Origin of the sequence: Paludisphaera sp. (genome assembly GCF_037189885.1) — a bacterium.
Taxonomy (GTDB): Bacteria; Planctomycetota; Planctomycetia; order Isosphaerales; family Isosphaeraceae; genus Paludisphaera.
Genome location: NZ_JBBCIR010000007.1, coordinates 148,098 through 173,522 on the forward strand (window position 1 = coordinate 148,098; position 25,425 = coordinate 173,522).

The window sequence follows — 25,425 nt, forward strand, 5'->3', positions numbered from 1 at the left end:
CCTCGCCTAAGCGATAGGCTCAGCCTCGTGCCAGTCATGCTGATCATCGTTGGACGGTCGGCCACGCTTTATCCAGTTAAAGTAAGCCGCCACGCTCCACCTTCGGTGCTGCTCGTCTGGGGTTCGGAAGTCGCTCACCAACGCCCCGACACCGTTGCGTCCCACGAGGTCGTTCAACTCGTTGACCGTGACGACTTGTCGTGAGTGGGAAGCGCCGGTGTCCCGAAGGCGGTTGACGAACTTTTCGTCGGCCGTGCAGATCACACTCGGCAGCGGGACGTTGAAGAGGAGTGATATATCGAAAGCATCGCCTCGTCGCTTATCGGTGGAGGGATTGTAAGGGTCTCGCTTCTTAAGCGCCTGGGAAACAAGTCGGGCGATCATTCGGTCAGCGGAGTCGAGCTTGTCGGCGAGGTCAGGCGGATCGCCGGGGTAAGTGCCTTGGCCCTGCTTCATCAGCGCCAGGATGACCTCTTCGGTCGCCCCGGTCATGCCCAGTGAAGGCAAGAGCGACTGAATGTGCTGGATGTAGTTCCGCCACGACTCACGCTCGGCGGTCGCAGCGGCCTGGAGCTTTGAGAGTTCGAGCTTGAAGGCGTATTTTTTACCGTCCGCACCTTCGTACCACCCGCCACGCTGTAGGTCAGCCGTGCTGGTGGCATAGCGTTGGAGACTCCATACTGCCCGAAGATACCGCTGTTCAGACTCGATATCGACAGATATGTCGGTCTGCGTCTCAGCAAGGGCGGCTAACTGTCGTCCGGTCGGCAATAACGGCCACCGCCGGTCCAAGATCGAGTCGATGGATGGCATCCTGTTGGACCACTCTGTCCAAGCCACCCTCCCCTCGGTGAGTTGCTCTAGCAACTCGACCCAGACTGCACCAGGGATTGAGAACCGAAGCTGTTCCGTGCTTGATAGGATCGCTCCGAAGTCCAGTTGGCTGCCGGTGGCGTGCAGATGGTTACGGACGGTGCAGGTATCAAGAAGAATGCGGACGAGCATTGTCGCCTCTCGGCTCGAACCCAACTACTGGTTGCGGCCATCGCTGGCACCTAATGGGGCATCAACACTTAACAAACTTCTGGCATTATTTGCAACACGAGAGGCTATCCGACCGCACGTTGCACCCGAGCCAGTTCACCTCCAAACACTCCACTTCCGCCGCCAGGGCCTCGCTCCGCTTCAGGTACGGGCCGAGGACAGGCCCGCCGACGGGTGACAGGTCGGTCAGCCACCGACCTATGTCATCAGGTTCGACGTGGCTGGCCCTGGTGATCCGGGTCGGCCTGCGTCATGCCCCTGGAGAGCCACGCCTCCGGCTTGAGCCATGGACCGTGAAACACCCAGCCCAGAGCCGGAGGGTGGCCAGCGTGACTTGCCGAACCAGGGCCTTGCTTGTCCCGATCAATCCGGTAAACCTTGGTCCGTGGCAGCCGTTGGCTTATCTGCCGCTCGTTCTGCTCGTTGGTCACGTATGGGAGAAGTAGGTGATCACGATCGCCCTCGAATTCTTGCGGGTGTTGGCCTGGCCGGTCGTGGCGTTGACCTTCGCCGTCATGTACCGCTCGGTGATCGCCGGGATCGCCCCGAGTTCGACCATCAAGCTCAACATATTCGGGGTCGAGATCGAGACGACCTTGCCGCAGGTCCAAGCCACCATCGAGGAGAACTTCCGAGGCCGGAAGCTGTCCTCCGAGCAATGGGCCTGGCTAGGTAGGCTCGGCGACGGCAGGCTAATCGACTACGACCACGATCACTACTTAGAGTTGCGCCCCCTTCGGAACGCCGGCCTCATCCGGGAGTATCCCGAGGGCCACCTGACCTCGGCGAAGGAGATTGAGATCACCCAGTTAGGCCGACTCCTCTTGAACGCCCACGGTCGTCAAGGTCAGGGGAGCCCGCCGGGCACCGGCGGTTAGCCAACAGGTTCGGCAGCCCTTCGCTCCGTACAGGCCCCCTGGCCGTCCCTCACGTTCTTCAGTTAGTAGGACGAGGAAGGACCTCCGTCGCAGGCCAAGAGGAAAGTTGACTTATGCCCCAGTCGATCCCCAAGGGCCTGACGAGAGAGCATGTCCTCCGGGCGCTCGCCGACCTGGACGCAGGGATCGATCACCCCTTCGGGACACCGACCGGCTGCGAACTCGTCCACGAGGGCAGGCGATACCCACCCAGGCAATCGTCGGCCTGGCGTACCGCCCCCTGGCCGGGCGGGTCCTGGGTCCCGAGGAGTTCAGGGGCGGCGAGGCCCCCTGTCAGACGAACGACGTGCTTCTGCACGGCTTCACGGTCTACAAGAAGGGGCGTCGGAAGAGGCCGAGGGAGCCATCGAGCGTGGGCATCCCTGATCCCCTGACGAGGTGGACCTGATCGTCGCCGACCACTTCACCATAGTTAAAGGCGGAAATTGCGGGGTGTCTTATCGAGCGACATCAACATGTTGAAGCCGTGGGGCTATACCGGCACGTTCTTTCCCGCACCTGTCGATTTGACTCCACGCATGCACTCGAACACTGGAGGACCGACCGGACCTTAGGTATGCTTTCCTGAGATGCAGGAACGGCGAAAAGAATCGGCAGTTGGTCGAATCCCTCCTGGGGTAGTTTGATGAGCACCCTGTCCGCATCCCCCGGAACTTCGACCCCGAGGCCCTTGTTCGACCCGGTTGATCGCTCGACGATCCGGGAGGCGATACGGGCCGAGATCGCCGCCACATCGAACGAGGTGAAGTCCTCCTGGCTCGACATCGACGCCATCGAGCACCTCGCCGACCAGCCCGGCCACTTCGTCTACCGCCTGGTCCTCTCCTCCCCGGTCCACCTGGCCCTCGACCAGGCCGTGACGTTCCAGACGCAGCGGCCCAGGGACTCGATCCCGGCGGTCGTGATCAAGGCGGACGACGAGGGATTGGTCGTCGAATGCCGCAAGGCCCTGCCCGCCGACGCCAAGCTCCTGAGGATGTCGCTCGACCCGGCCTTCATCCTGCGGGCGCTGGGCGAGTTCCTCGAAGCGGTCTCCGAAAGCCCCGGCCCCATCGCCCGGCGGGTCTACAAGAAGGACCTGCCGCCCCGGCCCTGGGTCGTGGCCCAGGACGTCGAGGGCCTCAACGAGGATCAATGCACGGCGATCTCCGAGATGGCGGCGACCCCGCTGTACCTCCTCTGGGGGCCGCCCGGCACGGGCAAGACGACCACGATCGGTGCCGCCGTCGCCGGCTGGATGCGGGAAGGCATGAGCGTGCTGGTCGTCTCCACGTCCAACGCCGCCGTGGACGTGGCGATGCGGTCCGTCCTCGGGCGTGTCGATGCCGATGAGCAGAAGCACCTCCTGCGGCTCGGTGCCTCTCTGGACCTTGAAGTGGGCACGCTCACCCTCGAAGGCAAGCTGGCCGAGCGGGACCTCATCCTCGCCGTGGGACTGGCGAAGGCCCAGCGGCGGATCACCCAGATCAACGAGATCATCGCCACGAAGTCCCCCTCGACCGCCCGATTGCACGCCTATTTCCAGGAGTTGGCCGAGTGCGAGGGCGTCGTGCGGCGGTTCAACGAAATGGCCGAGTCGGAGGCGTCGAAGCTGCTCGCCGACGTCAGGGTCACGGGCTGCACCTTGGCCCGGATGGTCCTGGACGAGGGACTCCGGCGGCGTCGGTTCGACGTCGTGGTCCTCGACGAGGCGTCGATGGCCTCGCTGCTCTAGGCCCTGGCGGCTTCGATGCTGGCCGGTTCGCACCTCGTCTACGCCGGGGACCCGAAGCAGTTGCCGCCGATCGTCCAGGCCGACACGCTCGAAGCGAAGCGTTGGCTCGGGCGAAACGTCTATGGCTGGTTCGGGGTCGAGATGGAGGACTCGGCGTCGGGCCTTAAGCTGCTCGGGACCCAATACCGCATGACCGACGAGATCGGCGGGCTCGTCAGCCGCCTGACCTACGGGGACCGGCTGCGGCACGGCCGGGGGCGGCGGGGGCAGTTGGTCGTGTTCGTCGAACTGCCCGAGGAGTGGCGGAAGACCCACTACTCCGTGGCCGAGGGCTCCTACTACCACCCGGCGGCGGTCCCCGCCCTCCACGCCCTGGCGGACGTCATCTGCGAGGACGGCGACCTGCTCCTGCTGTCCCCGTTCCGGCCCCAGCGGTCGCTGCTCTCGGCCCTGGCGTTCGACCTGAAGGAGGGCCGCCCGGACTGCAAGATCGTCGCCAGCACGATCCACCGCTCGCAGGGCTCGGAGAGCGGGGCCGTGGTCGTCGATCTCACGACCCACCAACCCGGCAAGGGGGTCCCCTTCTTCGCCGACGAGAACTGTCAGAAGTTGATGAACGTCGCCCTCAGCCGGGCGAAGGACCTGCTCCTGATCCTGGGCGGCCGAGCCATGCTGGAGTCCCTTGCGACGGGCTACCCGTTCTGGAGGTCGTTCCTGGGTGAGTTCGGCCGGGGGATCGATTGGCTGCCTTGCTCCGATCTCTTCGACGGCTTCGAGCGGGTCGGCGACCTGGCGCAGTTCTCGCACGGCGGACGGAAGGCCCTGCCCGCCATCTACTCGCACACGACCGAGTGCGGCCCGGTCCGGGCCGGGGCCGAGCGGCTCGTCGGGGTCGAGGCGAGCCGGAAGCTCCTGGTGATGGACCGGGCCGACCCGATCGCCGCCGAGGGGGGCGTCATCGTCCGGCAGGGGCGGGACAACCCGGCGGTCTTCATGGCGGGCGGCCATCTCTGCCTGAAGTACGGCGACGGGTGGCTCGTGGTGCGCTCGCCGAACGTGACGAGGGTGGTCTGGCGGATCGCCTTCTCGCACCTGGCCGACGAGGCGCTGAACCCGGTCCAGGCGAAGCGGTTCTTCTGTCCGGAGTGCTTCGACGGCAACCTGTTGCTGAGGTCGATCAAGGGAGAAGGGCTGTTCTTGGTCTGCTCGAACGCCCAGGTCCACCAGTGCTATCACCGTAGGCGGCTCTCGTTGGCCGACGCCAAGGTCCTCGTGCAGATGCACGACTTGAGGTGTTCGAAGGGGCATCCGATGACGGCCCGCACGGGTCCCAAGGGCAGCCCGTTCATCGGCTGCGAGAATTACCCGCAATGTGAGGAGACTTCACAGTTCTCGCTGCTCGCCGGGTCATGAACTCCGTGGCCTGAACCACCGAACGATCATCGCCTCCTGGTTGGCGACTCCAGCAACCTTGCCAGCAGTGGCACCAGCATCAGCAGCGTGTCCCTGTCCGCCGCCTTCATCGCCTCGGTGAGTCTATGAGCCTGCTCCTTCAACAAGGGCAGCGGGTCCTGCGTCTCGGCCTCGGCCGGCAGGTCCGAGATCGACGTTTCCAACGGCTTCGCCAGCGGAGCCACGAGGTCGACGCCGGGGGCCACTTTCGCCCCCTCCAGCTTGGCGATGTAGGTCGGGGTGACGATCGCCCGGTTCGCCAGGTCGATCTGCGTCAGCCAACGAAAGAGCCGCACCTCCCGCAGCCGAGTGGCGAAGACGCCGACGATCGGCTCGTGCTCAATTGGGATTTTTCTCTTCGGTCTCGCCATGCGCTCGGTCCCCGCTCGTGAAATGATTTCGGCCGGGAGTGAACACGAGGCTCGATTCAGTCTTGTTGACTTGCATGATGCTGCGAGTAGAGTGGTCTGGGCGGCGGGGATCTCGCCGGAGCGTCTGCGGCGGGCGGAAGCCTGGATTCTCACGGAACCGCCGAGTATCTCTTCGGTGGCCCTTCCATGACGATGATCACACGGGGCCGAGTCCGGGCCTTCTTGGCGATCGCTCTCATCTGCGCACCACCGGGCATGGCGTCGGCCGGCGAGCGGGAAGTCGTGAGGGCCAAATTTGAGCCCCCCGACGGCAAGACGATGGTCCTCATCGGCTGCGACTGGAGTGACGGCTTCAAGCAGTACAAACATCTCACCGGGGACACCCCGGCCGGCGGCGTCTTCTGGTATGAGTTCAACGGCGACACGGATTTCTTCTGGCACAACGCCAGGGGGGTCGTGGGCGAGAACGGCGTCCTCCACGTCAACTTCAACCTCGTCTCGAATACGGGCGGCTCCTTGAAGCCGTACCTGGAAGGCAAGAAGGACGCCGAGATCAAGAAGATTGGCGAAGCCTTCAAAGCCTGGGGACATCCCCTCCTCGTGACCATCGGGACCGAGTGCGACTTCCCCGGCAACAAAGGCTACACTTCCCAGCAGTTCATCGCCGTCTACCGGAAGATCCGCAAGATGTGGGAGGGGCTGGGCGTCATGAACGTCGCCTACGTCGTCCACTTCATCGGGAACGCAGGCAATCCCCGGTGGACCTCATACTACCCCGGCGACGACCTCGTGGACTGGGTGGCTTTCTCCTTCTACTGGTTCGACAAGGACCTGCCCCACGTCAGAGAGATTGCCCGCATAGCCCGGAAGCACCGTAAACCCGTGATGATCGCCGAGAGCGGTCCGCTCAACGGCGAGGCTAGGTCGTGGGAGGATTGGCACGGACCCTTCCTGAAGCACGCCTCGTCCCTGGGCGTGAAGGCCATCTGCTACAACAACTGGCGAGAGCCGCCGGTCGATCGGGCCTTCCACAACTCGGCCTTCGACCGCTTGCCGAGACCCGTCGCCGAAGCCTGGGGCCGGGCGATGGAGGCACCGTCTTTTCTGCACGCCTCGCCCGCCCTGTACGCAACGCTCGGTGCCCAGGCCCAAGCCGTCGCCCGCCCCGCCGACGGACCGGAGATGGACGAGGCCGGAGGCGAGATGATCTCCGTCCGCCGGGTCTCGCTGTCATTGAGCCAGGAGGGTGATTGCCTGCTGTCGGTGGACACGAGGGGCGAGGTCCCGCCCATCGATGATCCGCAGGGCAAGCCGGCCACGATCGCCGGCCTCCCGAACGCCAAGGTGACGCTGGAGGAGGACGGCACGCACAGGGTCGTCTACTCGTTTGGCGATGTGGCCACGACCGCCGACTTCGCCGGTCTGAATGGAAGCCTGATGCCGATCGACGGCCTCTCGATCGATAAGACGGCGGGAACGCTGTTGCTGACGCCGATTCTGGTGGGAAAGGGGCCGGTGAAGAAGTCGAGCTTCTCGTTCCCGAGGTATCAGAAGGCACCCCTCTCGGCGACGATCGACTTCGAGAAGTTCGATAACTACACGGTCTTCCTGACGCTGAAGTTCGCCGAGGGCCTGCTCCAGGTCCGGGTCTCGCCCAGGCATCCCGGCTGGGAGCAGGACGGGAGCCGCCTGGGGGCCACGTTCACGCCGATCGTGAACAAGAGGGCCGGCAAGGAGTCCGTCATGCTGGAGGGGCGGCTGGAGCCAGAGAAGCTCGCCGAGTACGCCTTCCACGTCCCCGCTGACCCATCGATCCTCGGGCAGAGGAGCGAGTTGAACGTCCACTAGCAGGGCCACGAACCGGCATCGATCGCCAGGCTGGACGTCAGGGGCCGGGTCACGCCGTCGTTCGGGGTCTCGCTGGACGCCGACAATGACGGCGTGAAGATCAACGCCGTCATTCGTGGCGGGGCGTCCGAGAAGGCTGGGCTGAAGGCCGGGGACATCCTCCTCTCGATGGACGGCGAGAAGGTCTCGGACGTCGTCGGCGTGGTGAATAGCCTGTCAGACCTCACGGCGGGGGAGGACGTCCCGTTCGTCGTGAAGAGGCGTGGCCAGGAGAAGCGGGTTGTCGTCAGAGGTGAGTGAGGAGCGAGGTCGAGCGGGATCGACCGGAGGTTCGAACGCAGCGCCGATGTACCAAGCAGCAGATCGAGCTACGGCGAACGACCTGGAAACCGACACCCCCATCCACCAGGATCTAGCCCGCCGCCTCACTGATGCCGCATCGCCCAGCATGGCTCCAAATGTCCTGCCTTTGTTCGTGTGAGAGATAGGCGAAGCTCCGGGGCGGCTGGAAGCCCGGCCATGTGATGCGGAGGCTCTCCAGGCTCACGGAATTCGGGAACGAGATTGGAGCCTCCAGCCAGATCCCAACCGCCCGCCTCGCCCCTTCGTAATAGCGCCGATATTCATCACCGCCTAGGCCGCAGCCCTCCTCGACCTGCTCCCAGAGTTCCTCCGGGGTCGCTACGACGACTTGTCGTGCCCTGACGACACCGATCACCGCCCTCTCCGGGGTCGTGGCATAGAGGGCGAGCCAGAAATCGGTCGGACATCGTGGGGCACGACGCCGTAGCTCGACGTACTTCTCCCCACGAAGGATCATGTGGGCGAAGCGAGGATTGATCGACAACAGAAGCAACATCGGGCTCCGGCCTGCAAGACGGGGTTACTCGATCCCGAGACCACGCCGGTAGAGATCGACGAGGGCGGGTTCGGGGATCTCGACCGGCGACTGGACGTTCGTCCGCTTCCCGTGCCGGTCCAGGATGCCCTGAAATTCATCCCACTTGAGGGGTTTGGGAAACAGTTCGTTGTCGTCGAACCGCATCGCCATGATGCGGCCTTCAGGATCTCCGTCGGCGGTCTTCAAGACGTCACCCCAGCCATAGACGCCCAGCCTTCGGAACTCCCGATACAGATCTTTCGCCGGGCCGACAACCACGTCGGCCAGGCGTGAGCACGCCCGAATCCTCATGGTCTCGGGGTCCCTTTTGACCTGGCTGACGTACCAGAGGATTCGACCGAAGGGCCGTGACGGGCCGTTGCGAGCGGAGCGATAGTAAACCGACTCGGGGTTGAGTGCCAGGTCGGCGTCCGCCCCCCACAACCTCCCGTCGGCGAGTCCCGAGTCGAAGAGGTCCGACGCCCAGCCGGGCCGGATCGGGACGATGTAACTCGGGATGCCGCAGTCCAGGAGCTTCGCAGGCCAGAGGAGGTGCTCGGCCTCCCAGGCGGCCAGGGGTTCCCCCCGGATCGACTCGTCGGCCAGGAGGTCTGCGACCTCGGCCAACTCCTTGCACTCCAGCCCGGCGTCGGCCAGGGCGGAACGGATGGCGAGGGACATGCGGCCGGGAGGTGCGACCATCCTCAGGCTCAGCTTCGCCCACGCCGAACCCAGCGGGAAGAAGCCGGAATCCCGCAGCGGCCCCATCCAGGCCGGATCTGTCAACGTCTCCCCGAAGGTCACCGCCTTCGCCTGCGACCCGCAGGCGTGCTCGACGATCCCCGCCAGGAGCGTGCGGAAGAGGGTGTTCGCAGCCCGAGTGGTGCGGACGGATGCGGCCAGCCGGAAGAGCGGGACATTGAGGACGTGCTCGGAGGCCCGCTCGACGACGTAGAAGGCCAGAGGCGACCGTCGGTCGGGCGAGGACGAGGCGTCGGCGATCAGGAAACAGTTGTACTTGTCGGGGGCCGAGAGGTATGCGTTGATCCTCTGCTCAAGGTGCCACCGCTTCTCGACGCCCGTCGAGTCCTGGAACGCCGAGACCACGCACTCCGACGGGCGACTCAGCCGAAACTTGTCGATCGAAGTGCCGGCGAGGCGTTCGTGCTGGTATGCCGGCTCGTTCCTCAACTCCTCGAAGCGGCCGACCAGTTCCGCCGGCCGGACCAAGCTCAGGCCGTACTTCGAGTAGACGACGCCTGCATGCCCGAGGAGCGCCTCGTCTCGGGTCACGAAGATGGCGGCCTTCGAAGCGACGGCACGGGCGACCTGCCTGATGTCGGCCTCGTCCCTGGCGTTCTTCGGGTCGCCGACCAGGGCACGGACCTCGGACTCGGCCGATTGGAAGTCCTCGGTCGCACACTCCAGGGAGTCGAAGCTCCTGGCGGCCCGAAGCCGCTCCGATCTGCGGGTTGGGTCCTCCTGCCGCTGGATCTCGTTGAACACCTCGTCGGTGATGCAGGGCCGGATCAGCGGCCTGAGCCAGTCGGCGACGATGCCCTGCGACTCCTCGGCCCCGTTCCTGCCGGGGTCGTCCAGGTCGAAGAAGACGTTGGCGTCGAGGACGACATCGACCCGCTCGTCCTCTTCCGGCCGAGGGGCACCGAGGAGGCTGGCCCGGAGGTTCGACATCCAGAAGTAGGTGAGTTCGCCGCCGTCCTCGCCCCGGCCCCGCTTCTCGGCCAAGGCCACGAACCCGAGCTTGGGCCAAGCGAACCACGTCGGGAAGTCACGACGGCAGTACAGGCCGATCCCGAGATAGTCCCTGGTCAGTTTTCGGAGCGATTCGACGAGCCGCCTGGCGAGGCCCCGGCCACGTTGAGCCTCATCGATGCAGAGGTGAGTGAGCCGAACTTTCCTCCGCTCCGTCTTGTAGTAAAGCAGGTAGCCGAGGCACAGGTCGTCGTTGAGGGCTACGAGGATTTCCTTGCGACGGGCTCGGTCGAGGAACGCACCTTCGGGATAGAAGCCGAGCCAATCCGAATTCGACCGCCAGAGTCGCTTCACGCTCTCCAGGTGAGGTGACTTCTCGTCGATCGACTCGATGGAAATCATTCGGACCCCTTGGGAATTGAGCCGGACATCATCGACCCGAGTAGATACGCCGCATGGAGAATGGCCGCTCGGTCGCCCCATTAGAGCCGCCTCCCGACTTATAAGCGATAGGCGGGGGTCAGTAATCGTACCGACCCATCACACGGTAGACGGTCATGTTAGAGACGCCGCATTCCCGTGCGATCTCGGGGGCCGATTTTCCTTCTGCGATGAGCGACTTCACCATGTCACGCACCTCTACCGAGATGTATCGTTTCTGCTCCTCGACCGGGTCTTCCGGGGCGGCGGCGAAGACGTCGGCGTAATGGGATCGCAACTCCCTCAACGCCTTGTGGAGCCTCCCGTAAGGCTTGTTGCCGTAACATTCGAGCAGGTTGTCCCCGTGGAACGGGGAGCCGTGGGCCAGGCACAGCGATGCCATGTCGTCCCCCACCCGATGCCGAAGGAGGTCCGGCAGGGTGTCACGCAACGTCCCGAACGGCAACTTGCGAAAATCGGAAGAGGATGGAGATTTCCGCACCCGATCCAGGAGCCGGGTCCATGTGTTGGCGAACTTGTACTGGGCGTTGCTCGCCGCCTCGTTGTACCAGGGCCGGCCCTCCTCCGAGACGAGCAGCAAGTCCGAGCCGATGCGGCGACACCGATCCAACGCCCAGCGGACCATGACGACCGTCTCCGGCCAGAGGAGCCACTCGCCGAACACGCCGGTCTTGGGCCGCAGGAACCGCACGAAGCTGTCGGCCTCCGTGGAATCGAAGTGCAGCCGTTCGGCATGCTCGTGGGCATGCCCGAGGAGGACGTCCCCGGCCACGAGGCGGCCCATCTCGGACGCCCCCATCGCACAATTCAGCCCGAGATAGAGCATGAGCCGCTCCAGCGGCGTGGCGTGCCGATTGAGGGTCGCCAGTTCCTTGACCGAGTACACCTGCTTGGTGATGACCGAGAGCTTCCGCTCGGCGTCGGTCTTGGGGACCTTGCGGGCGAGCCCGTCAAGCCCCCTGGGCATCTGCCAGCGGTACTTGTCGGTGCGGTCCAGCCACCGGAAGAACCGCATCAACTCGCCGACGTGGTGCCGAGAGTTGTCCCGGCTGGTCGGCCCCCTCTGGCCGACGGGGCGGCCCAGCCAATGGGCGAACATCGCCGTGCAGGCGTCGTAGGTGAGGTCGTGGAGCGGGATGTCGTCGTGGGCCTGCTTGAACCGCTTCACTCGTTCGAGACGGAGCCGCCCGTACGGCTTCAGGTCGGCCGTGCCGGGGAAGACGTTGTGCGAGCGGACCGTCTCCGAATAGTGGTCGAGCGCCTCGTGGAGCGTGCCGGGGATGAGTTGCTCGGGCAGCGTCCGGCCCGGCTCGATCGCCCCCACCTCACGCATCTCTCGCTCCAAGCCCTGGAGCCGGCCCTCGACGATCCACTTCGAGACCTGCCGGGACTTCTCGTAGATGTCGGGGTGCTCGGGAACGAGGTCTACGGAGGGGAACCGCCCCCGTTCCCGGTGGAGCCACTGGGCGTAGGCGACGATGGGGTCTTCGCCGTAATAGTCCTCGCCGCCCACGGGGTACGGGATGCGGAATTCGCCCTGGGCGACCTTCTCGGCGAACTTGAGGCCCAAGGGGGTCCAGCAGTCCATGCCGCCCGCCTTGCAGTTGTCCTCGTATAGCTCCCTCAACTTGGCGAGCCGACGTTCGGCCTCTTTCCGGTCGGTCCCAAGGTTGAACCTGTGCTGCCGACGGACGCCATCCGCTCCCTTCTTCCAGCCGAGGTAGGGCCGGTAACGCCCCTGGGCGTCGGGACGGAGGTCTCGATCTCGGGTCGCCATGCGTCCAGTCCGATGCTGGTGTTCAGGAGGTCATCGCCCCTGGATTCTACCAGCTTATCTGACAGCCGCAAGCCGTTATCTGACACGCTATCTGACACCGAGCCCGAGTCGCAAGTCCTTGCTAGGCGGCAGAATCGACGTAAGTCAAAAAGAAAAGGCCCCTTGCGATGACTCGCAAGGGGCCTTTCAGTGGAGGCGGCGGGAATTGCACCCGCCGCACGCATTCCGCAACCCCCTCAATGCAATGCCTTTACGGAAATCAGGGGTGTGGGTGGTCGGAAATGGGTCGGGAGGCTGCGGCACACGCGCCGGAGTTGCTCGAAGTCCTGGAGAAATGGACTCTTCTGCCGCCGCATATCGTGCAGGCGATTCTCGCCCTGGTACGCTCGGCAACACCTTAGTGGAGGCGTTATGCCTCCAACCTGCGTCGTGAGAAGCATCGCGTTCCAGCCGTACCTTGGGGGTTCTGGGAAGATTTATTTTTCTTGTAAACACGGAGTAAATAGACAATCTGCCAAAGCGACCGAAGAGGCATCAGCCGTTTTCGGGTGATGCTCCTGTGCGTCGCAACCGGCCGGATCGCAGGTGGCGAAATCCAGGCAGGATGCCGGTCGATACTCGCCCTGGCGATGCCGGCAGGGAGCGATGGCGGAGAAACCGCATTAGAAGCCCGCACAGAAGAAGTAGTAGCGTCTGGCTGGGGTGTGGCCTGAACCACCAAAACCCCCTTCTCCATGCCCTCTAATCGCGAATACGGGGCATTCCCTCGGCAGCTCTCCCCTCTCCCACCACGGGCGGTGCGCTTCCGGCACGGGCGCCACCGTTACCCGTGGCAGCAAGTCTGGCCGCGGAACTGCCTGCGCTTCGGGCGCATTTCCATCGGCGTCCGACCTTCCGGGGTAATCCAGATCCTTCGGTTTCAGCCCGGGAAGCGCTTCCCGCTCCCCCGGCCACAGACCGCACCAATTCCAGCGTCCGCGCCATAATGGGGCCTGCCGTGGGAAGCGGCATCCGGTTACGCATGGGATCGGATGTGCCCGACGAAGCCAGCGTGGATTCTCGCGCCCTGCGGCCGGGGTGCTGTGTGTGCGTGCGTGCAGGCGTAAGACGGGCGGTTGCCACGCTTCCCACGGGTTATCCACAACGGCCACCCGTTAAGTAAGTTATAAGTATGATAATACAGTTAAAACGTTAAGGGGGTCGCAACCAGTTGAACGAACCCGAGAATTCGGCCCTCCGTGCGCCTAATAGGCCGAGTCTTTGCGCCTAATCGAACGTGCCTGCATGCGCCTAATCGACCGTGTGGTTTACGCCTAATCGACCGACGCTATCCACAGCCGTCACGCCACTTTTCACAGTGCGGACGCCCCGTCCGGCATGCGCCTAATAGGCCGTGCCGGCTGAATCCAAGGCTATGCGTGCCCACAAGGCCTCCAATCCGGCGTTTTCACGGACAAAATACTGTCCAAACGCTTTCAGCCTATGTACTTGAGGTGCGCGCGGGGGCGAAAAACCGCCAAAACTGCGCCTAATCGACCGTGCCGGGCCACTACCCCGGATTGAGCCGGACGCAGGCACAGAGAACCGCTTACGGTTCGATGTTGCTGAATCGCTTGGATTTTCTGCCGCTTGCTCCCGCCAGGCGTCGCCGCGAATAGCGGGGCGACTCGAAATTGGGGTCCTCTACCGGCAATTGGCTGCGGCGGACGAAATTGACCACCTCCTCCCCCTCGTCGTTCTTGTGGATCGCCATGCTGTATTCGGGCAGGGCATTGCCTTCCACGGCCTTCCGCACGTCGATGGCGAAATCCGAAAAGCGGGCGGTGGAGCCGGATTTCTCGAAGAGCTGCCGCATGGTGAAGCTCCACCCCAGCTCCTGCTGGCCGGCATGCTTCCGCGCCACGCGGTAGAGCCACCGTTCGATGCCGCCGGTGAGCAGGAAGTAATCCTCGTGGATGGTGAGCACCCCGCCCCGCATCAGCACGCCGTCATAGAGCCAATCGGGCAGCGTCATCGTCATGCCGGTGGTTTCGCCCGTCGCCTCGTCGATCACTTCCGTCCAGCTTTCCAGCCAGTGGAAGGAGGCGATCTTTTTCTTGCCGTGGCCGCGGATATTCGTGCGAACGGCGGTATGCGTCAGCCGGTCCAGCGCCGCGCGCAGCCGACGGTAATGCTCGCCCCCGGTTTCGCGGCGGATCGCCTTCAGGAGGTTGTAGGGATGGAAATGGATGGTGCGTGACGGTTTCAGCTCGCGGTCCAGCGCCTCCGTCACCTGGGTAGAAGCCCAAATCAGGATGTCGGCATCCCAGATGGTGGCCATGCCGAACTTCGGGTTGGCGCTCACCTCCACCCACACATCGCCCACCTGGTATTCGATCGGGGCATGGCGTGGCTTCTTGGCCAGGCTGAAAAACGGCCGCTCCATCGTGTCGCGCTGATCGCGGATCGGGATATCGGCAAAGCTGGCCGCGAATAGGTCCGGCTGGCTGTCGCTCGGCGGCGGCGGGCGCTTAGCCATGATACGCGTACGCCATCAAGCCCTTACACGGCTGGGAGCTTACGCTTGCCTGCCGGCACGCCCTGCCCCTCGGATACGGGCGCACGGTCATCCCTCTTTGCCCTTGAGTTCGTCCACGCCGGGCAAGCCCCGCTTGCGGAAGACCAGATCGAGCCCTTCGATCAGGTAATCGTGCATCTTCTTCCGTTCCTCAAACCCGAGCCGACGTAGCTGCTCGTAGATCGGGATGGAGAGATACGCGGTCTGCTGCTTGACGCCGGCACGGTTGCCGGCCGGCTGCGGCTCGCTCCTAGCCGGCGCGGCCACCGCAATCGGCGCCGTCGCCGGTTGCTCCTGCTCCAGGTTGCGCGTCAGGATGGAATCAAGCGATGTGCGTTTTTTCACTGTCATAGGCAATCTTCTCCATTTTCTTTTCGATCCAGTTCCACAACTGACGGATTTCGGCGGCCGCCTTCCCTTCCGGCTCATATTCCATGACGCCCAGGCCTGCCCCGAGCGCGTCCTGGTAGGCGGCGCGCGTGACGATGCGCACCGGGCTCACGATGCCGAGCATGCTCAACCCCGCTTCCGCCTCCCGCAACCGCTCGCCGCGCGGCGGCGTCTGCGTCAGCACGAACACCGCCGATTTGGACAGGCGATTGATGGTGGCCACCGTCGGCGGCACGGCTCTCAAATCCACCGGCGTGGGGCGGCACGGGATGATGCAGAAATCGGCGCAGCGGATGGCGGCGGTGGTCGAAGGTTCATCCCGTCCAGGCGTGTCGATGATGACCAGATCAAATCCGGCGGAGCTGGCCTTGGCGATGGCGTCCGGCAGCGACCAGGAATCGATTTTCACCAGCTTGGGCGAATCGGCTTCGCGGTCCTGATACCAGCCTTCCGATGAGGCTTGCGGGTCCAAGTCCAGGATCAGCACTCGGTGCTTCTTCAACTCGGCCGCAATGGCGCAGTTGATGGCGAGGGTGGTCTTCCCCGCCCCCCCCTTCTGTGTGACGAAGGTAATGATCCGCATCGGAAACTCGCTGGCTGTTATGCAAGGCTCCCCGTGCAATCGCGTACAGGTGGGATGGGATACGCGGCGCACCGGGTCAGGGTGTGACCTTGCAATAGCATACGCGTACACCAAAGTAAATGATTACCATGCACTCCGCGTCATGGTAAGCGATGGGACGCGCATGCCACTGCACGCGGATCATCGGGTACGGGCGTACGCGTCCATGGATTCCCATCAGGGTGTACGGTGGCACGCCGATCACCCTTCAAGCGTATGCGCGGATACGCGTAACGCCCCGTCCTTCTCAGGGAGCGCCCAAATCGGAAGGCAGCCAGGGTGGAAACCGCGCCGAGGAGCGGCCGAGCGGCGGCATGCAGCCTCTCTGGGAGGCGAAGAGGCTTAGCGCAGCACGGCGCTGCAGCGTCAATCCGATGCCGGTCCGAAGCATCTGCTCCTAGAACGCGAACCTCAGGCTGCAACGGGGATTGTTGTTCGTTGCGTTATATGATACTCCATCTGAGCAAAGCCCGGCGGCCCCGGATGGATCGGGACGATTCCAGAGTTGGACCGAAACGGGGCTGGATATCGACACGATGTCGCCAGTCACCGGCAGGCCGTCATCCGCCTTGGAGTCGAGCGCCAAAGCGTCGGCGGCGGTCAAGCCGTAATTAACGACGAACTGCGAGGATCCCGTGGTGCTCGTGAATTGCGACAACGCAAAAAAATTCACCACGCCGTCGCTAAACACGTGGATGAAGTGCTTGCCGCCGAGGCTGGCGGCTGGCAGATAGCTCGCCATTTGGGAGGCCTGGACGTTGGGCACGATGCCGCTCGACGTTGAAAATGCCCCAGTAATCAGGCTCGCCGCCGCAAGGTCGCTCCAAAACAGCGTGGCCTCGCCGCCCAGATTCAAGGAGCCCGCCCAAGGGACCGCCGCGTAATTGAAACATGACAGCAGGAGCCCGTCGTTGTTCCCGCTGCAGTTGGTGCCCGACCGTGCCGCGAATCCGAAATTCTGACCGGGAACGTCCCCGGGCAGGCCGTCGTACCTGACCTTGAATGTGTGAACGGCCGTCCTGTATTGTTCGATTTGGCGAATCTGGCCGCGCAGCTCCGCCGCCCGTATGAGGTCACGTCCGGCCAATATGCCGCCTGTCAGCAGGCCGATGATGACCAGCACGATGGACAGCTCGATCAGCGTGAAGCCGCTGTTAGTTCCTTGTTCCATACGGCGTCACTATAGCAGGGAGGCGGTTAACGCGAGGTTAACCACCGCTTCGCCCCCTCGGTCAGCGTGCGGGCGTTAAGCAGCACGTGTCGCTTGCTCCTTGCCGCCGCGACGGCCGATGCTACGCTGGGTCGAAGAGCGGAGCGCCTACCGCCTGGGCGGCGAGTTTGAGCTTTCCGTCCGTCGTGGCGAGCGGAAGCCCGCGGCGAATGGCCAGCTCCAGGTAGGCGGCGTCGTATGCCGTGAGTTGATGGCCACGCGCCAGGTTCAGCGTATCCGTCCAGGCGTGGGCGTTGGTGTCGCTGTCGATGACAATCGGCAGCGAAGCCAGGATGCCGGTCCATTTGATCGTTTCGGCTTCGGTGGAGCGCTTCCGCCGCTCACCCATCAGTAGGGCGTTGGCCACTTCCAGGGGCCACAGGGCGGGGACGATCGCCCGTTCGGTCGCCAGCCGATCCAGCACGGCATCGGCGTAGGCATCCGCCTCATCCTCGAAACTCCACGCCATCGCGATGCAATTGTCCAGAACGAAGCTTTCGCTGGGCCTGGCGGCGCGTCCTTTCGCCTTGGCCATCAGACCCGCCTTCCTTCGTCGATCAAATCCCGGAGAGTGACGCCATCGCCGAGCTTCCTGCCCTTGCGGAATTCCCTGATTTCGGCGATCACCGAACGCACGTCGGCCGCTTCCTCGCCCGGCTCCGGCACCAGCCGGGCGACAGGGCGGCCGTTGCGGGTGATCTGGATTTCCTCGCCGCGCGCTACGCGGTCGAGCAACTGAGGAAGATGCGTCTTCGCCTCGTAAGCTCCTACTGATTCCATGATACACTCCTTGCCTTAGACTGGTCTAATCAGCTAGTCTAGGTTCTCTTGCCCATTTTGACAAGCTCTTCGTCGTCACAAGGGGCTTGAAGCGATGTCGGTTTTCGGCGAAGCTATGCCGCCATGCACGCAAGGGCCTAGGTTGTTGCCGCTATGAACCATACGGTTGAATCCATCCTCGAATTCGTCGCCTATGCTCGCACGCTCAAGGGGGACGAAAAGGGCGAAGCCCAGGTCTTCTGCGACCGGTTGTTCCAGGCGTTCGGGCACGGCGGCTACAAGGAAGCCGGTGCCACGCTGGAATTCCGGGTGAAGGGGCAGGGGAAGAGCACGAAATTCGCCGATCTGCTCTGGCGGCCCCGCCTGCTGATCGAGATGAAGAAGCGGGGGGAGAAGCTTCAGAAGCACTATACGCAAGCCTTTGAATACTGGCTCCAGCTCGTGCCGCAGCGGCCAAAATACGTGATCCTATGCAACTTCGATGAATTCTGGATTTACGACTTCGATTCCCAGCTCAACGATCCGGTCGACACCATCGCCCTGGCCGATCTTCCGCACCGCTACACCGCCTTTAACTTCCTCTTCCCGGTCGAGAAGAAGCCGCAATTCGGCAACAACCGCGTAGATGTCACGCGGGCGGCGGCGGACCAGGTGGCGGCGGTCTTCAACTCGCTGGTTGCTCGCGGCGAAAACCGGGAGCAGGCCCAACGCTTTGCCTTGCAATGCGTGGTGGCCATGTTCTCCGAGGATGCCGAGCTGCTGCCGCGTGGCCTCTTCAGCGAATTGCTGGACGATTGCCGGAACGGCGAAAGCTCCTATGACCTAATCGGCGGGCTGTTCCGGCAGATGAACACGGACTCGCCCGCACGCGGCGGGCGGTTCAAAAACGTCCGCTACTTCAACGGCGGCATCTTCCAGACCATCCATCCGGTGGAGCTGAACCCGGACGAGATCGCCCTGCTGCTGAAGGCGGCGGAGGAAAACTGGAGTAAGGTGCAGCCGCCGATATTCGGCACGCTCTTCCAAAGCAGCATGGGCAAGGAGCGGCGGCATGCCTTCGGCGCTCATTTCACCTCGGAAGCCGACATTCAGAAGGTGGTACTGCCTACCATCGTCCGGCCCTGGCGGGAGAGGATCGAAGCCACGAAGACGCTGAAGGAACTGCGGAGCCTGCTGGAAGAGCTGCGGTCATTCCTGGTGCTCGATCCCGCCTGTGGCAGCGGCAACTTCCTCTATATTGCATACCGGGAGCTGAAGCGGCTTGAGCTGAGCCTGATGGCCAAAATCCACGCCGAATTCGGGCGGAGGGCACAGCAGGCGGTGGGTACGCGGTCGCTGGTAAGCACCAGGCAGTTCTTCGGCATCGACAAAGACGAATTCGCAGTGGAGCTGGCCAAAGTCACGCTCATGATCGCCAAGGAGCTGGCGATTGACGAAAGCCAGGCATGGATTGACTCCGAACAGCTCGACCTGCCCATTGAGTTCGATGCAGCGTTGCCGCTCGATAACCTGGATGCAAACATCAAGTGTGATGATGCATTATTCTGCAAATGGCCAAAGGCTCATGCCTTTGTCGGCAATCCGCCCTATCAATCTAAAAACAAGATGCAAGGGGAATATGGGGCGGCGTATGTGAACCGGGTTCGGGCACAGTACCCAGAGGTGCCCGGCCATGCCGATTACTGCGTCTATTGGTTCCGCCGGGCACACGATGAGCTGCCGACGGGCGGGCGGGCGGGCCTGGTCGGCACCAAAACCATCCGCGAAACCAATTCGCGGCAGGGCGGATTGGATTACATCGTCGGGCACGGCGGTACGATCACCGAAGCCGTGTCCCGACAGGTCTGGTCTGGCGATGCCGATGTGGACGTTTCAATCGTCAATTGGGTGAAGGGCGAGCAGCCGGGGAAAAAGCGGCTGTACCTACAGCATGGCGACCGGTGGGATAGCCCTTGGGAAGTGAGGGAGCTGGAGCACATCCATTCGGCTCTATCGTTTGAGGTTGACGTTTCCACGGCCATTGATCTTAAAGTAAATGCTGATCCTAAAACATTCCATCAAGGCATAACGCCTGGAAATGACGGCTATCTTCTGAAGCCCGCTGAAGCGGCTGCCATGATTCAGAGCGACCGGAAATACGCCGATGCGTTGCTTCCGTATCTGATAGGGGATGATCTGCTCAGGCACAATCCACCGCAGCCACAGCGGGTGGTGATTGACCTGCATCCCCGCGATTTGCTGGCGGCGAGCAAATACCCCAAGCTGCTTGATATCATTAAGGAAAGGGTACTGTCCTCGCGGGAGCGAGCTTTAGCGGAGGAGGGGCTTCGCAACGAAGAAGCCTTGGCTGCCAGCTCAGAATATCGGGTCAACCGCCATCACCAGAATTTCTTAAACAAGTGGTGGCTGATTTCGTATCCCCGGGCAGATTTGATCCAGGCCATTTCCCGGTTGCCGCGATACATCGTCTGCGTGAGGACAACCAAACGCCCAATCTTTGATTTCATCCATCCGTCGATCCGGCCAGGCGATGCGTTACAGGTATTTACGTTCGCAGACGATTACTCCTTTGGCATACTGCAATCGCCTATACATTGGGCTTGGTTCACGGAGCGTTGCTCCAAGCTATCGGCAAGGTTCCGTTACACATCGGAGACGGTGTACAGCACCTTCCCTTGGCCACAGAAGCCAACGCTCCCCCAGGTGAAGAAAGTGGCCGAAGCCGCCGTATCCCTCCGGCGGTTGCGGCGAAAGATCATGACAGAGAACGAATGGAGCCTGCGGGAGCTGTACCGCACGCTGGAGCTGCCCGGCCAAAATCCGCTGCGGACCGCTCATGACACGCTTGATGCGGCGGTTCGGGCGGCATACGGCATGAAGGCCAACGATGATCCGCTCGCGTTCCTCCTGGCTCTGAATGCCGAGCTGGCCGACCGCGAAGCGTCGATGCAGCCGGTAATTGGGCCGGGCCTGCCACCTTTGGTTAAGGATGCGGCGACGTTCATCACCGAAGACTGCGTGCGTATTTCTTGGCAAACCGGATAATGCCCGAAACGAGGTTTGGTCGGCAAGACAGAATCAGGGTGCATATGGACAGGAGGCGTCGGATCGGCGATGGTACAGAGAGCAAACTTTAGAGGGAGATCATAGAAAAGCCGCCTGTGTTCTTTGTGCCCGCCGCCACGCCGGAGAACCAAGAATCGACTTACGCGGAATTGGCGAAGCTCACGCTACGCGACTCGCTGATGGCGGAAGGAAACTTCTAGGATTCGGCTCAGGTGTCATTGAAATGCGCGTAAACGCCGTCCAGCAGAGCGAGCGCAATTCCCTTATCTACGTCATCGTATTTGAGCTGACGCATGAGGTAGCTGTACGCACAGGCCGAAATCTCCCGCTTGCCGACGGAGACTCGGTCTGCCCACGCGCGACATTCGCGTATAAATTCGGCGGATGGGCAGCCGGCAAGGTAGAAATCCAGATCGCCCCATCGCATCGCCTGTTCCTTCGTGGGCCAATCCACTTGACCCTTCCGATAAGGGTGAAATGGCCCATCAGGGTGGAAAATCAGGCTAAGCTCCAGCGTAATGGGATCGAGACTAGCCGGCCCATCGCCAACATCACCATAATCGATGATGACCACTGCACCTTGTTCGGAAATCAGGATATTAAGGCCGTGGAAATCACCGTGGATATAAGCCCATTTTGTTTGGATGCCTTTCGCCTCTAGCTCGTTTGCCCATCGAATTCGGTGTGCCGCTGCAAGCCTGGCCGCGTTGTCGTCCGACATAACGCGCTGGCGAATCTCTCTGATCGTCCGTCGACTTTGTGCAACCCCGTCATTCCAACGTTTAGTCGCCTGTTCAACAGCTCTGATTGCCGCTGCCGCCCGGCCCTCGGTCCAGGATGCTACGTCGAACGCGGAAGCCTCAAAGCCGCGGGCCAAACTGTAGAAGTTCCCTGCCTGAGCCCTGGCACCGAATTCGAGCGTAGCCAGCTTGCGCGGCGTGGCGCTGGGGTCGAGGCGCGCCACTAGCCTTTCAAATTTTTCCCCTTCAGCGCGGACGACTTCCGCGCTCCCCAACTTGGCGATCGCATCATGAATGATGGCTCCAGATGCATCGGTGAGGTGCAAGCGCAGAACCACCGCATTTGACAACCCGCCGGAGAGCTTGGCGACGCGGCAGAATGTTCCCCTATTCAGCTTGGCGAAGATGCGGACTAGCCGATCATCTGGAGTGGAAAGCTCGCATCCCTGCCGATCTAGCTCAATATCGGTTAGGCCGATAATGCCATCGACGATGGGGCGCAGTTTATCTGGACATTGATCGAAGTGAAATTTCTGCAAAAAGGTGAGATTCCCAACCTTCTGGCCCTGGCCCCAAATGTCTACCTGTTGCTGCTTTGAGAGCATCGGTTGAATGAAATCTTCGACGGGCGATCCGGTCAGTACGAACACCGGTGTTCCGGGAGCAACCGCCTGTGCCCTGGCGAACACGGCATGGCCATGCTCGGGATCGGCGTTTAGCGCACCGTCGATAGTCGGAATTTTTAGATCAAGAACTATCAGATCGAAGAATTCTTTGTCGATCAGTTTCATGGCGCTACTGCGGCTTCGCGCGACCTGAAGAGCAGCCGAAGGCGCCAGCTCCGAAAAGACTTGGCGCAGTTCGTCGATAAAATCTCCTTCGTCTTCCACCAATAGCACAAACATAATCAGCGTTCCCACCTCGCTTCGTACCGGGCGCCACCCTCTGTCACAGGCTGAAGCGTCACCGACCCGGATAGCGTTTCGATGGCTTGACGGGCGATCGTGAGGCCAAATCCGCTGTGCCCCTGCTTCGTCGATTTGCCCATCTCGAATGCGGACTCCATTGGGCCGATAATTCCATGGCCCTTGTCCATAATAGAAACCCAGATGTCCACATCCGTCTGGCCCCAGCTAATGATGATGGGGTGCGGTTCATCTGGCCCCAAATGTTTTACCGCTTCGAGCGCATTACGCAGCCCATTGCAAATCGCAAGTCGCACCAGCGTGCGATCACTGGTTATCAGCATCGGACGCTGCCCTTGGAGGGAGATCGAGACTGTGTGGCTCACTGATTCCGTCGCAATTATGTCATTTAAAAGCTCGGCTAGATCGAATTGCTCGGGTTTAGGCACCGCAGTTGCGCTCTTTAACTGTTCGACAGCTTCAAATATCCTGACTACGCTCTCTAACTGATGCTTGGTTTTGGAACTCTCATAATTTGGTATCTCACGGGATGCGGATCGTTTCACCAAACCCATCGGCGAGGCGATTTCGTGGAGAATCAACCCGGTCACCCATTCTACCGCTTCGCTCCAAATCTGCTTTCGGACTTCTTCGGGAACCTCAAACTCCTCTACGTCCGCATTCGCCTGATCGACTGGAAGGTTGGATAAGCGCGAAATCGTGGCGTCAAGGCTTGTCTTTACATATGAAACGGTCTCGACGCGGCGAGCTTGGCGAAGGACTGGCAAGTCCGACACGTTTGCCTGCTTGCCCAGGAACCGCGCTGCCTTCAATCGCTCGTGAGGGGATTTTGATGAAAGCAGAAGCAGTGCTTGATCGGATGTCATTTGCCCTTTCGCCGGCTGTAGAACGACGCCCTCCGTCCGAACGCTTCGATCCCTCCTTCCATTACTGACGTGATCGCGTGAACGGCAGCAGGGGAATTGAGGTCTGCGGAAACCAGCGCAAAGCCGCGACGGCCGTCGGAGCCTAGCTGCACTACGCGGTCTGCGTTGCCCAGAACCGGGATGTTCGCGTTATGAGTCGAAAAAATAATCTGACCGGATGGGTCGCGCGCCACGATAGAACGAATTAGGGTGTCTGCAATGAAGGCGTTGTCGATATGATCTTCGGGCTGGTCCACAATCAGCAAACGTTCCGTGTGTCGAAGCACGAGCGGCAAGATAACGGTGCATCGCTGTCCAGTGGAAAGCTGCGAAATGTCCTTGTAATCGGTCCCATCGAGCAGTTGGAAACTTACGACATCTTCCACATTGACCGTCGCCAGCGCGCCGAGATCGGCTTCCTTGAGTTGGGAAATGGCACGCAGTGCACGGTCTTTAGTGATACCAACCGCCTCCGAAACCAGCGTCACATCGCTGGCATCTGCTGCTTCCATCAGCTCGCGCGGGCTAACGGATTTAGCGAGTGCAGGGGCAAGTTCGCCATAACGCAACCCGCTACCACGCAGTACTTCCGCGATGGCAGAAGCGTACTCGTCATACTGGCCGAACCGAGTTACAACGATTCGGATCTTTGGCCCGAGCACGTGGTTTAGCTGATCCGCAGCAGTTGCACGTGCGCCAAACCGGGATTCCCGTACGGACTCCAGCCGGTCTAGGGCGGCATTTCTCTGGCTCAATAGCTGGTTGATGCGATGCCGCCTCTCCTGGGCAACAGTGCGCAGCGACTCAAGTTGTGCTTTGCGTTCGCGGAGCTGTTGCCCCTGGCGTGCGATGCTCCCCGCACCTTCTTGCAATGACTCGATTTCTTTGCGGAGCTGTCGCGCTTGCTCCTCGAAGGTCACTTTCTGTTTGTCTAGCTTAGCGGCTGCAGAGCGAGTTTCAGACTCGATTGCGTTGACTTCGGTGAGCGCGTGCTGGATGTAAGCTGCTGCCTTGGCGGCGCGTTCCTGGAGCGCGGGAAGCGGATTGTCCTCTGTGCGCGTGGCCCACACCTCATCGGGAGGTGTAGCCTGGACTGCCGCGGCAATCGTGGCACGCCAGCGTGCCGTGAACTGGGAAAAACGTTCCGTCGATGTCAACGCTACTGCCGTGGAAGCGATTGACTTCGATAGCTCATCCAGGCTTCCTTTTTTCGCAGCAACGTCTTTCGAGGACTTGGCGAGCTGCTGTTCCGACGGGGCCAGTTGCTCTAACTGCTGGTCGATCGACGGGATTTCGGCTAGGTGGCGTTCGTAGTCCTCCAGTTCACGCCGAAGAGAATCCACCTCCTTCGTCAGCGAGCGAGCTTCCGAAACCGCCTCAGCCTCTTCGGCGCCCGTGCGCCGCATGTCACCGAGAAAGCTATCGATCAAACCCAATCGGCCGCTGGGTTGAAGTCCGACCGTTTCTATCTCCGTCTGGGAGAAAACGATGGGGCTTGTATAGGGGCCAGTGCTGCGTGGGGCCTTGTCGTTCGCGGTCCGGGTAACGGTGACTTGCCTACCGTTCTCTGCAAGCGTGACGGTCACCTGTCCGGTGCCAAGCACCGAAAGCGCGTGATCCATACTCCGCTTGGCCGTCTCCGCCCCAAACCCCCTGATGTCGAGGCAGAACCGGATTAGCTCGATCAAGGAAGTTTTGCCTGTGCCTCTCGCGCCGATGACCACGTTCAGCCCAGGGACGAAATGAACGTCCAAGCCATCGAGGAAGCCTTCTTCGACCTGGACCCGCTCTATGTGCATCGTGAATTTCGCCAAACCTTTGCTTATTTCAGACTTAAGTATTGGGATCGGTCGAACATCGCCCTCGAGCATGCGACTCCGCGGCACCTGAATGCAGTTGTGCGGTTTGCCCGATTCCTGCTTCTCGCTGACAGGTTTTCCCTTCTAGCGTAGCGGCCGGGAACAGTCAACTGCTTGGCGACCGCTCCCTCTTGCCGTATGTCCTTTAGAGACATGGAACTTAATTTGAAATTCTCGGCTGTTTGTGCATCG

19 protein-coding genes are annotated in these 25,425 nt (G+C 62.0%); 6 read left to right on the plus strand and 13 right to left on the minus strand.

What is annotated here, in order from left to right:
• Positions 1 to 6: 6 nt before the first annotated feature.
• Positions 7 to 1,005 (minus strand): DUF2934 domain-containing protein, encoded by a 999-nt coding sequence (locus WG209_RS03105; protein ID WP_337173537.1) that lies wholly within the window; start codon positions 1,003 to 1,005, stop codon positions 7 to 9.
• Positions 1,006 to 1,490: 485 nt separating this feature from the next.
• Between WG209_RS03105 and WG209_RS03110 the strand changes: the two genes are divergently transcribed.
• The 3 genes from WG209_RS03110 (at position 1,491) to WG209_RS03120 (ending at position 5,109) form a co-directional block, all read left to right on the plus strand.
• Positions 1,491 to 1,922, plus strand: coding sequence for a hypothetical protein (locus WG209_RS03110; protein ID WP_337173538.1), 432 nt, complete (start codon positions 1,491 to 1,493; stop codon positions 1,920 to 1,922).
• 730 nt (positions 1,923 to 2,652) lie between these two features.
• The gene (locus WG209_RS03115) at positions 2,653 to 3,696 is read left to right on the plus strand and encodes an AAA domain-containing protein (protein WP_337173539.1); all 1,044 of its coding nucleotides are present in this window, start codon (positions 2,653 to 2,655) and stop codon (positions 3,694 to 3,696) included.
• A 15-nt stretch (positions 3,697 to 3,711) separates the two neighbouring features.
• On the plus strand, positions 3,712 to 5,109 hold the full coding sequence (locus tag WG209_RS03120) for an AAA domain-containing protein (RefSeq protein ID WP_337173540.1): 1,398 nt from the start codon (positions 3,712 to 3,714) through the stop codon (positions 5,107 to 5,109).
• 26 nt (positions 5,110 to 5,135) lie between these two features.
• On the opposite strand, the gene WG209_RS03125 is transcribed toward WG209_RS03120, so the two are convergent.
• Positions 5,136 to 5,519: a helix-turn-helix transcriptional regulator gene (locus WG209_RS03125; protein ID WP_337173541.1), complete on the minus strand. Its 384-nt coding sequence runs from the start codon at positions 5,517 to 5,519 to the stop codon at positions 5,136 to 5,138.
• A gap of 282 nt (positions 5,520 to 5,801) precedes the next feature.
• Here WG209_RS03125 and WG209_RS03130 point away from each other — a divergent pair, with 282 nt between their 5' ends.
• Complete coding sequence (locus tag WG209_RS03130; RefSeq protein ID WP_337173542.1) at positions 5,802 to 7,367, plus strand: hypothetical protein; 1,566 nt, start codon at positions 5,802 to 5,804, stop codon at positions 7,365 to 7,367.
• Positions 7,368 to 7,397: 30 nt separating this feature from the next.
• Positions 7,398 to 7,667, plus strand: a complete 270-nt coding sequence (locus WG209_RS03135; protein ID WP_337173601.1) for a PDZ domain-containing protein — start codon at positions 7,398 to 7,400, stop codon at positions 7,665 to 7,667.
• Positions 7,668 to 8,250: 583 nt separating this feature from the next.
• Here the strand turns inward: WG209_RS03135 and WG209_RS03140 are convergent.
• The 8 genes from WG209_RS03140 to WG209_RS03175 all read right to left on the minus strand — a co-directional run bounded on the left by WG209_RS03140 (position 8,251) and on the right by WG209_RS03175 (position 17,737).
• Positions 8,251 to 10,362 carry a GNAT family N-acetyltransferase gene (locus WG209_RS03140; RefSeq protein WP_337173543.1) on the minus strand — a complete coding sequence of 704 codons (2,112 nt, stop codon included), beginning with the start codon at positions 10,360 to 10,362 and terminating at the stop codon, positions 8,251 to 8,253.
• A 118-nt stretch (positions 10,363 to 10,480) separates the two neighbouring features.
• Complete coding sequence (locus tag WG209_RS03145; RefSeq protein ID WP_337173544.1) at positions 10,481 to 12,178, minus strand: hypothetical protein; 1,698 nt, start codon at positions 12,176 to 12,178, stop codon at positions 10,481 to 10,483.
• A 1,588-nt stretch (positions 12,179 to 13,766) separates the two neighbouring features.
• A complete protein-coding gene (locus tag WG209_RS03150) occupies positions 13,767 to 14,696 on the minus strand; it encodes a replication initiator protein A (protein ID WP_337173545.1) in 930 nt (309 codons plus the stop codon).
• An 87-nt stretch (positions 14,697 to 14,783) separates the two neighbouring features.
• Entirely contained in the window at positions 14,784 to 15,086 is a 303-nt protein-coding gene (locus tag WG209_RS03155) for a hypothetical protein (RefSeq protein ID WP_337173546.1), read from the minus strand.
• Positions 15,058 to 15,708: a ParA family protein gene (locus WG209_RS03160; protein ID WP_337173547.1), complete on the minus strand. Its 651-nt coding sequence runs from the start codon at positions 15,706 to 15,708 to the stop codon at positions 15,058 to 15,060. Before WG209_RS03160 ends, WG209_RS03155 begins: the two co-directional genes overlap by 29 nt.
• 436 nt (positions 15,709 to 16,144) lie before the next feature.
• Positions 16,145 to 16,918: a prepilin-type N-terminal cleavage/methylation domain-containing protein gene (locus WG209_RS03165; RefSeq protein WP_337173548.1), complete on the minus strand. Its 774-nt coding sequence runs from the start codon at positions 16,916 to 16,918 to the stop codon at positions 16,145 to 16,147.
• A gap of 121 nt (positions 16,919 to 17,039) precedes the next feature.
• A complete protein-coding gene (locus tag WG209_RS03170; RefSeq protein ID WP_337173549.1) occupies positions 17,040 to 17,492 on the minus strand; it encodes a type II toxin-antitoxin system VapC family toxin in 453 nt (150 codons plus the stop codon).
• Positions 17,492 to 17,737 carry a type II toxin-antitoxin system prevent-host-death family antitoxin gene (locus WG209_RS03175; protein ID WP_337173550.1) on the minus strand — a complete coding sequence of 82 codons (246 nt, stop codon included), beginning with the start codon at positions 17,735 to 17,737 and terminating at the stop codon, positions 17,492 to 17,494. The genes WG209_RS03170 and WG209_RS03175 overlap by 1 nt, the downstream gene beginning before the upstream one ends.
• A 153-nt stretch (positions 17,738 to 17,890) precedes the next feature.
• On the opposite strand from WG209_RS03175, the gene WG209_RS03180 reads away from it, so the two are divergent.
• Complete coding sequence (locus WG209_RS03180) at positions 17,891 to 20,782, plus strand: DNA methyltransferase (RefSeq protein ID WP_337173551.1); 2,892 nt, start codon at positions 17,891 to 17,893, stop codon at positions 20,780 to 20,782.
• 229 nt (positions 20,783 to 21,011) lie between these two features.
• Here the strand turns inward: WG209_RS03180 and WG209_RS03185 are convergent, their stop codons facing one another.
• From WG209_RS03185 to WG209_RS03195, 3 genes are read right to left on the minus strand one after another with little or no spacing between them, the layout of a single operon-like run.
• On the minus strand, positions 21,012 to 22,463 hold the full coding sequence (locus WG209_RS03185) for a phosphotransferase (RefSeq protein ID WP_337173552.1): 1,452 nt from the start codon (positions 22,461 to 22,463) through the stop codon (positions 21,012 to 21,014).
• The gene (locus WG209_RS03190) at positions 22,451 to 23,335 is read right to left on the minus strand and encodes an ATP-binding protein (RefSeq protein ID WP_337173553.1); all 885 of its coding nucleotides are present in this window, start codon (positions 23,333 to 23,335) and stop codon (positions 22,451 to 22,453) included. Before WG209_RS03190 ends, WG209_RS03185 begins: the two co-directional genes overlap by 13 nt.
• A complete protein-coding gene (locus WG209_RS03195) occupies positions 23,332 to 25,245 on the minus strand; it encodes an AAA family ATPase (RefSeq protein WP_337173554.1) in 1,914 nt (637 codons plus the stop codon). Before WG209_RS03195 ends, WG209_RS03190 begins: the two co-directional genes overlap by 4 nt.
• Positions 25,246 to 25,425: the final 180 nt, after the last annotated feature.

Excerpts from the sequence above, each read along its gene's own strand:
- WG209_RS03105 (WP_337173537.1), bottom strand. The coding sequence starts at position 1,005 with ATGCTCGTCCGCATTCTTCTTGATACCTGCACCGTCCGTAACCATCTG.
- WG209_RS03120 (WP_337173540.1), top strand. The coding sequence starts at position 3,712 with ATGCTGGCCGGTTCGCACCTCGTCTACGCCGGGGACCCGAAGCAGTTG.
- WG209_RS03125 (WP_337173541.1), bottom strand. The coding sequence starts at position 5,519 with ATGGCGAGACCGAAGAGAAAAATCCCAATTGAGCACGAGCCGATCGTC.
- WG209_RS03140 (WP_337173543.1), bottom strand. The coding sequence starts at position 10,362 with ATGATTTCCATCGAGTCGATCGACGAGAAGTCACCTCACCTGGAGAGC.
- WG209_RS03145 (WP_337173544.1), bottom strand. The coding sequence starts at position 12,178 with ATGGCGACCCGAGATCGAGACCTCCGTCCCGACGCCCAGGGGCGTTAC.
- WG209_RS03150 (WP_337173545.1), bottom strand. The coding sequence starts at position 14,696 with ATGGCTAAGCGCCCGCCGCCGCCGAGCGACAGCCAGCCGGACCTATTC.
- WG209_RS03155 (WP_337173546.1), bottom strand. The coding sequence starts at position 15,086 with ATGACAGTGAAAAAACGCACATCGCTTGATTCCATCCTGACGCGCAAC.
- WG209_RS03160 (WP_337173547.1), bottom strand. The coding sequence starts at position 15,708 with ATGCGGATCATTACCTTCGTCACACAGAAGGGGGGGGCGGGGAAGACC.
- WG209_RS03165 (WP_337173548.1), bottom strand. The coding sequence starts at position 16,918 with ATGGAACAAGGAACTAACAGCGGCTTCACGCTGATCGAGCTGTCCATC.
- WG209_RS03170 (WP_337173549.1), bottom strand. The coding sequence starts at position 17,492 with ATGGCCAAGGCGAAAGGACGCGCCGCCAGGCCCAGCGAAAGCTTCGTT.
- WG209_RS03175 (WP_337173550.1), bottom strand. The coding sequence starts at position 17,737 with ATGGAATCAGTAGGAGCTTACGAGGCGAAGACGCATCTTCCTCAGTTG.
- WG209_RS03180 (WP_337173551.1), top strand. The coding sequence starts at position 17,891 with ATGAACCATACGGTTGAATCCATCCTCGAATTCGTCGCCTATGCTCGC.
- WG209_RS03190 (WP_337173553.1), bottom strand. The coding sequence starts at position 23,335 with ATGACATCCGATCAAGCACTGCTTCTGCTTTCATCAAAATCCCCTCAC.
- WG209_RS03195 (WP_337173554.1), bottom strand. The coding sequence starts at position 25,245 with ATGCTCGAGGGCGATGTTCGACCGATCCCAATACTTAAGTCTGAAATA.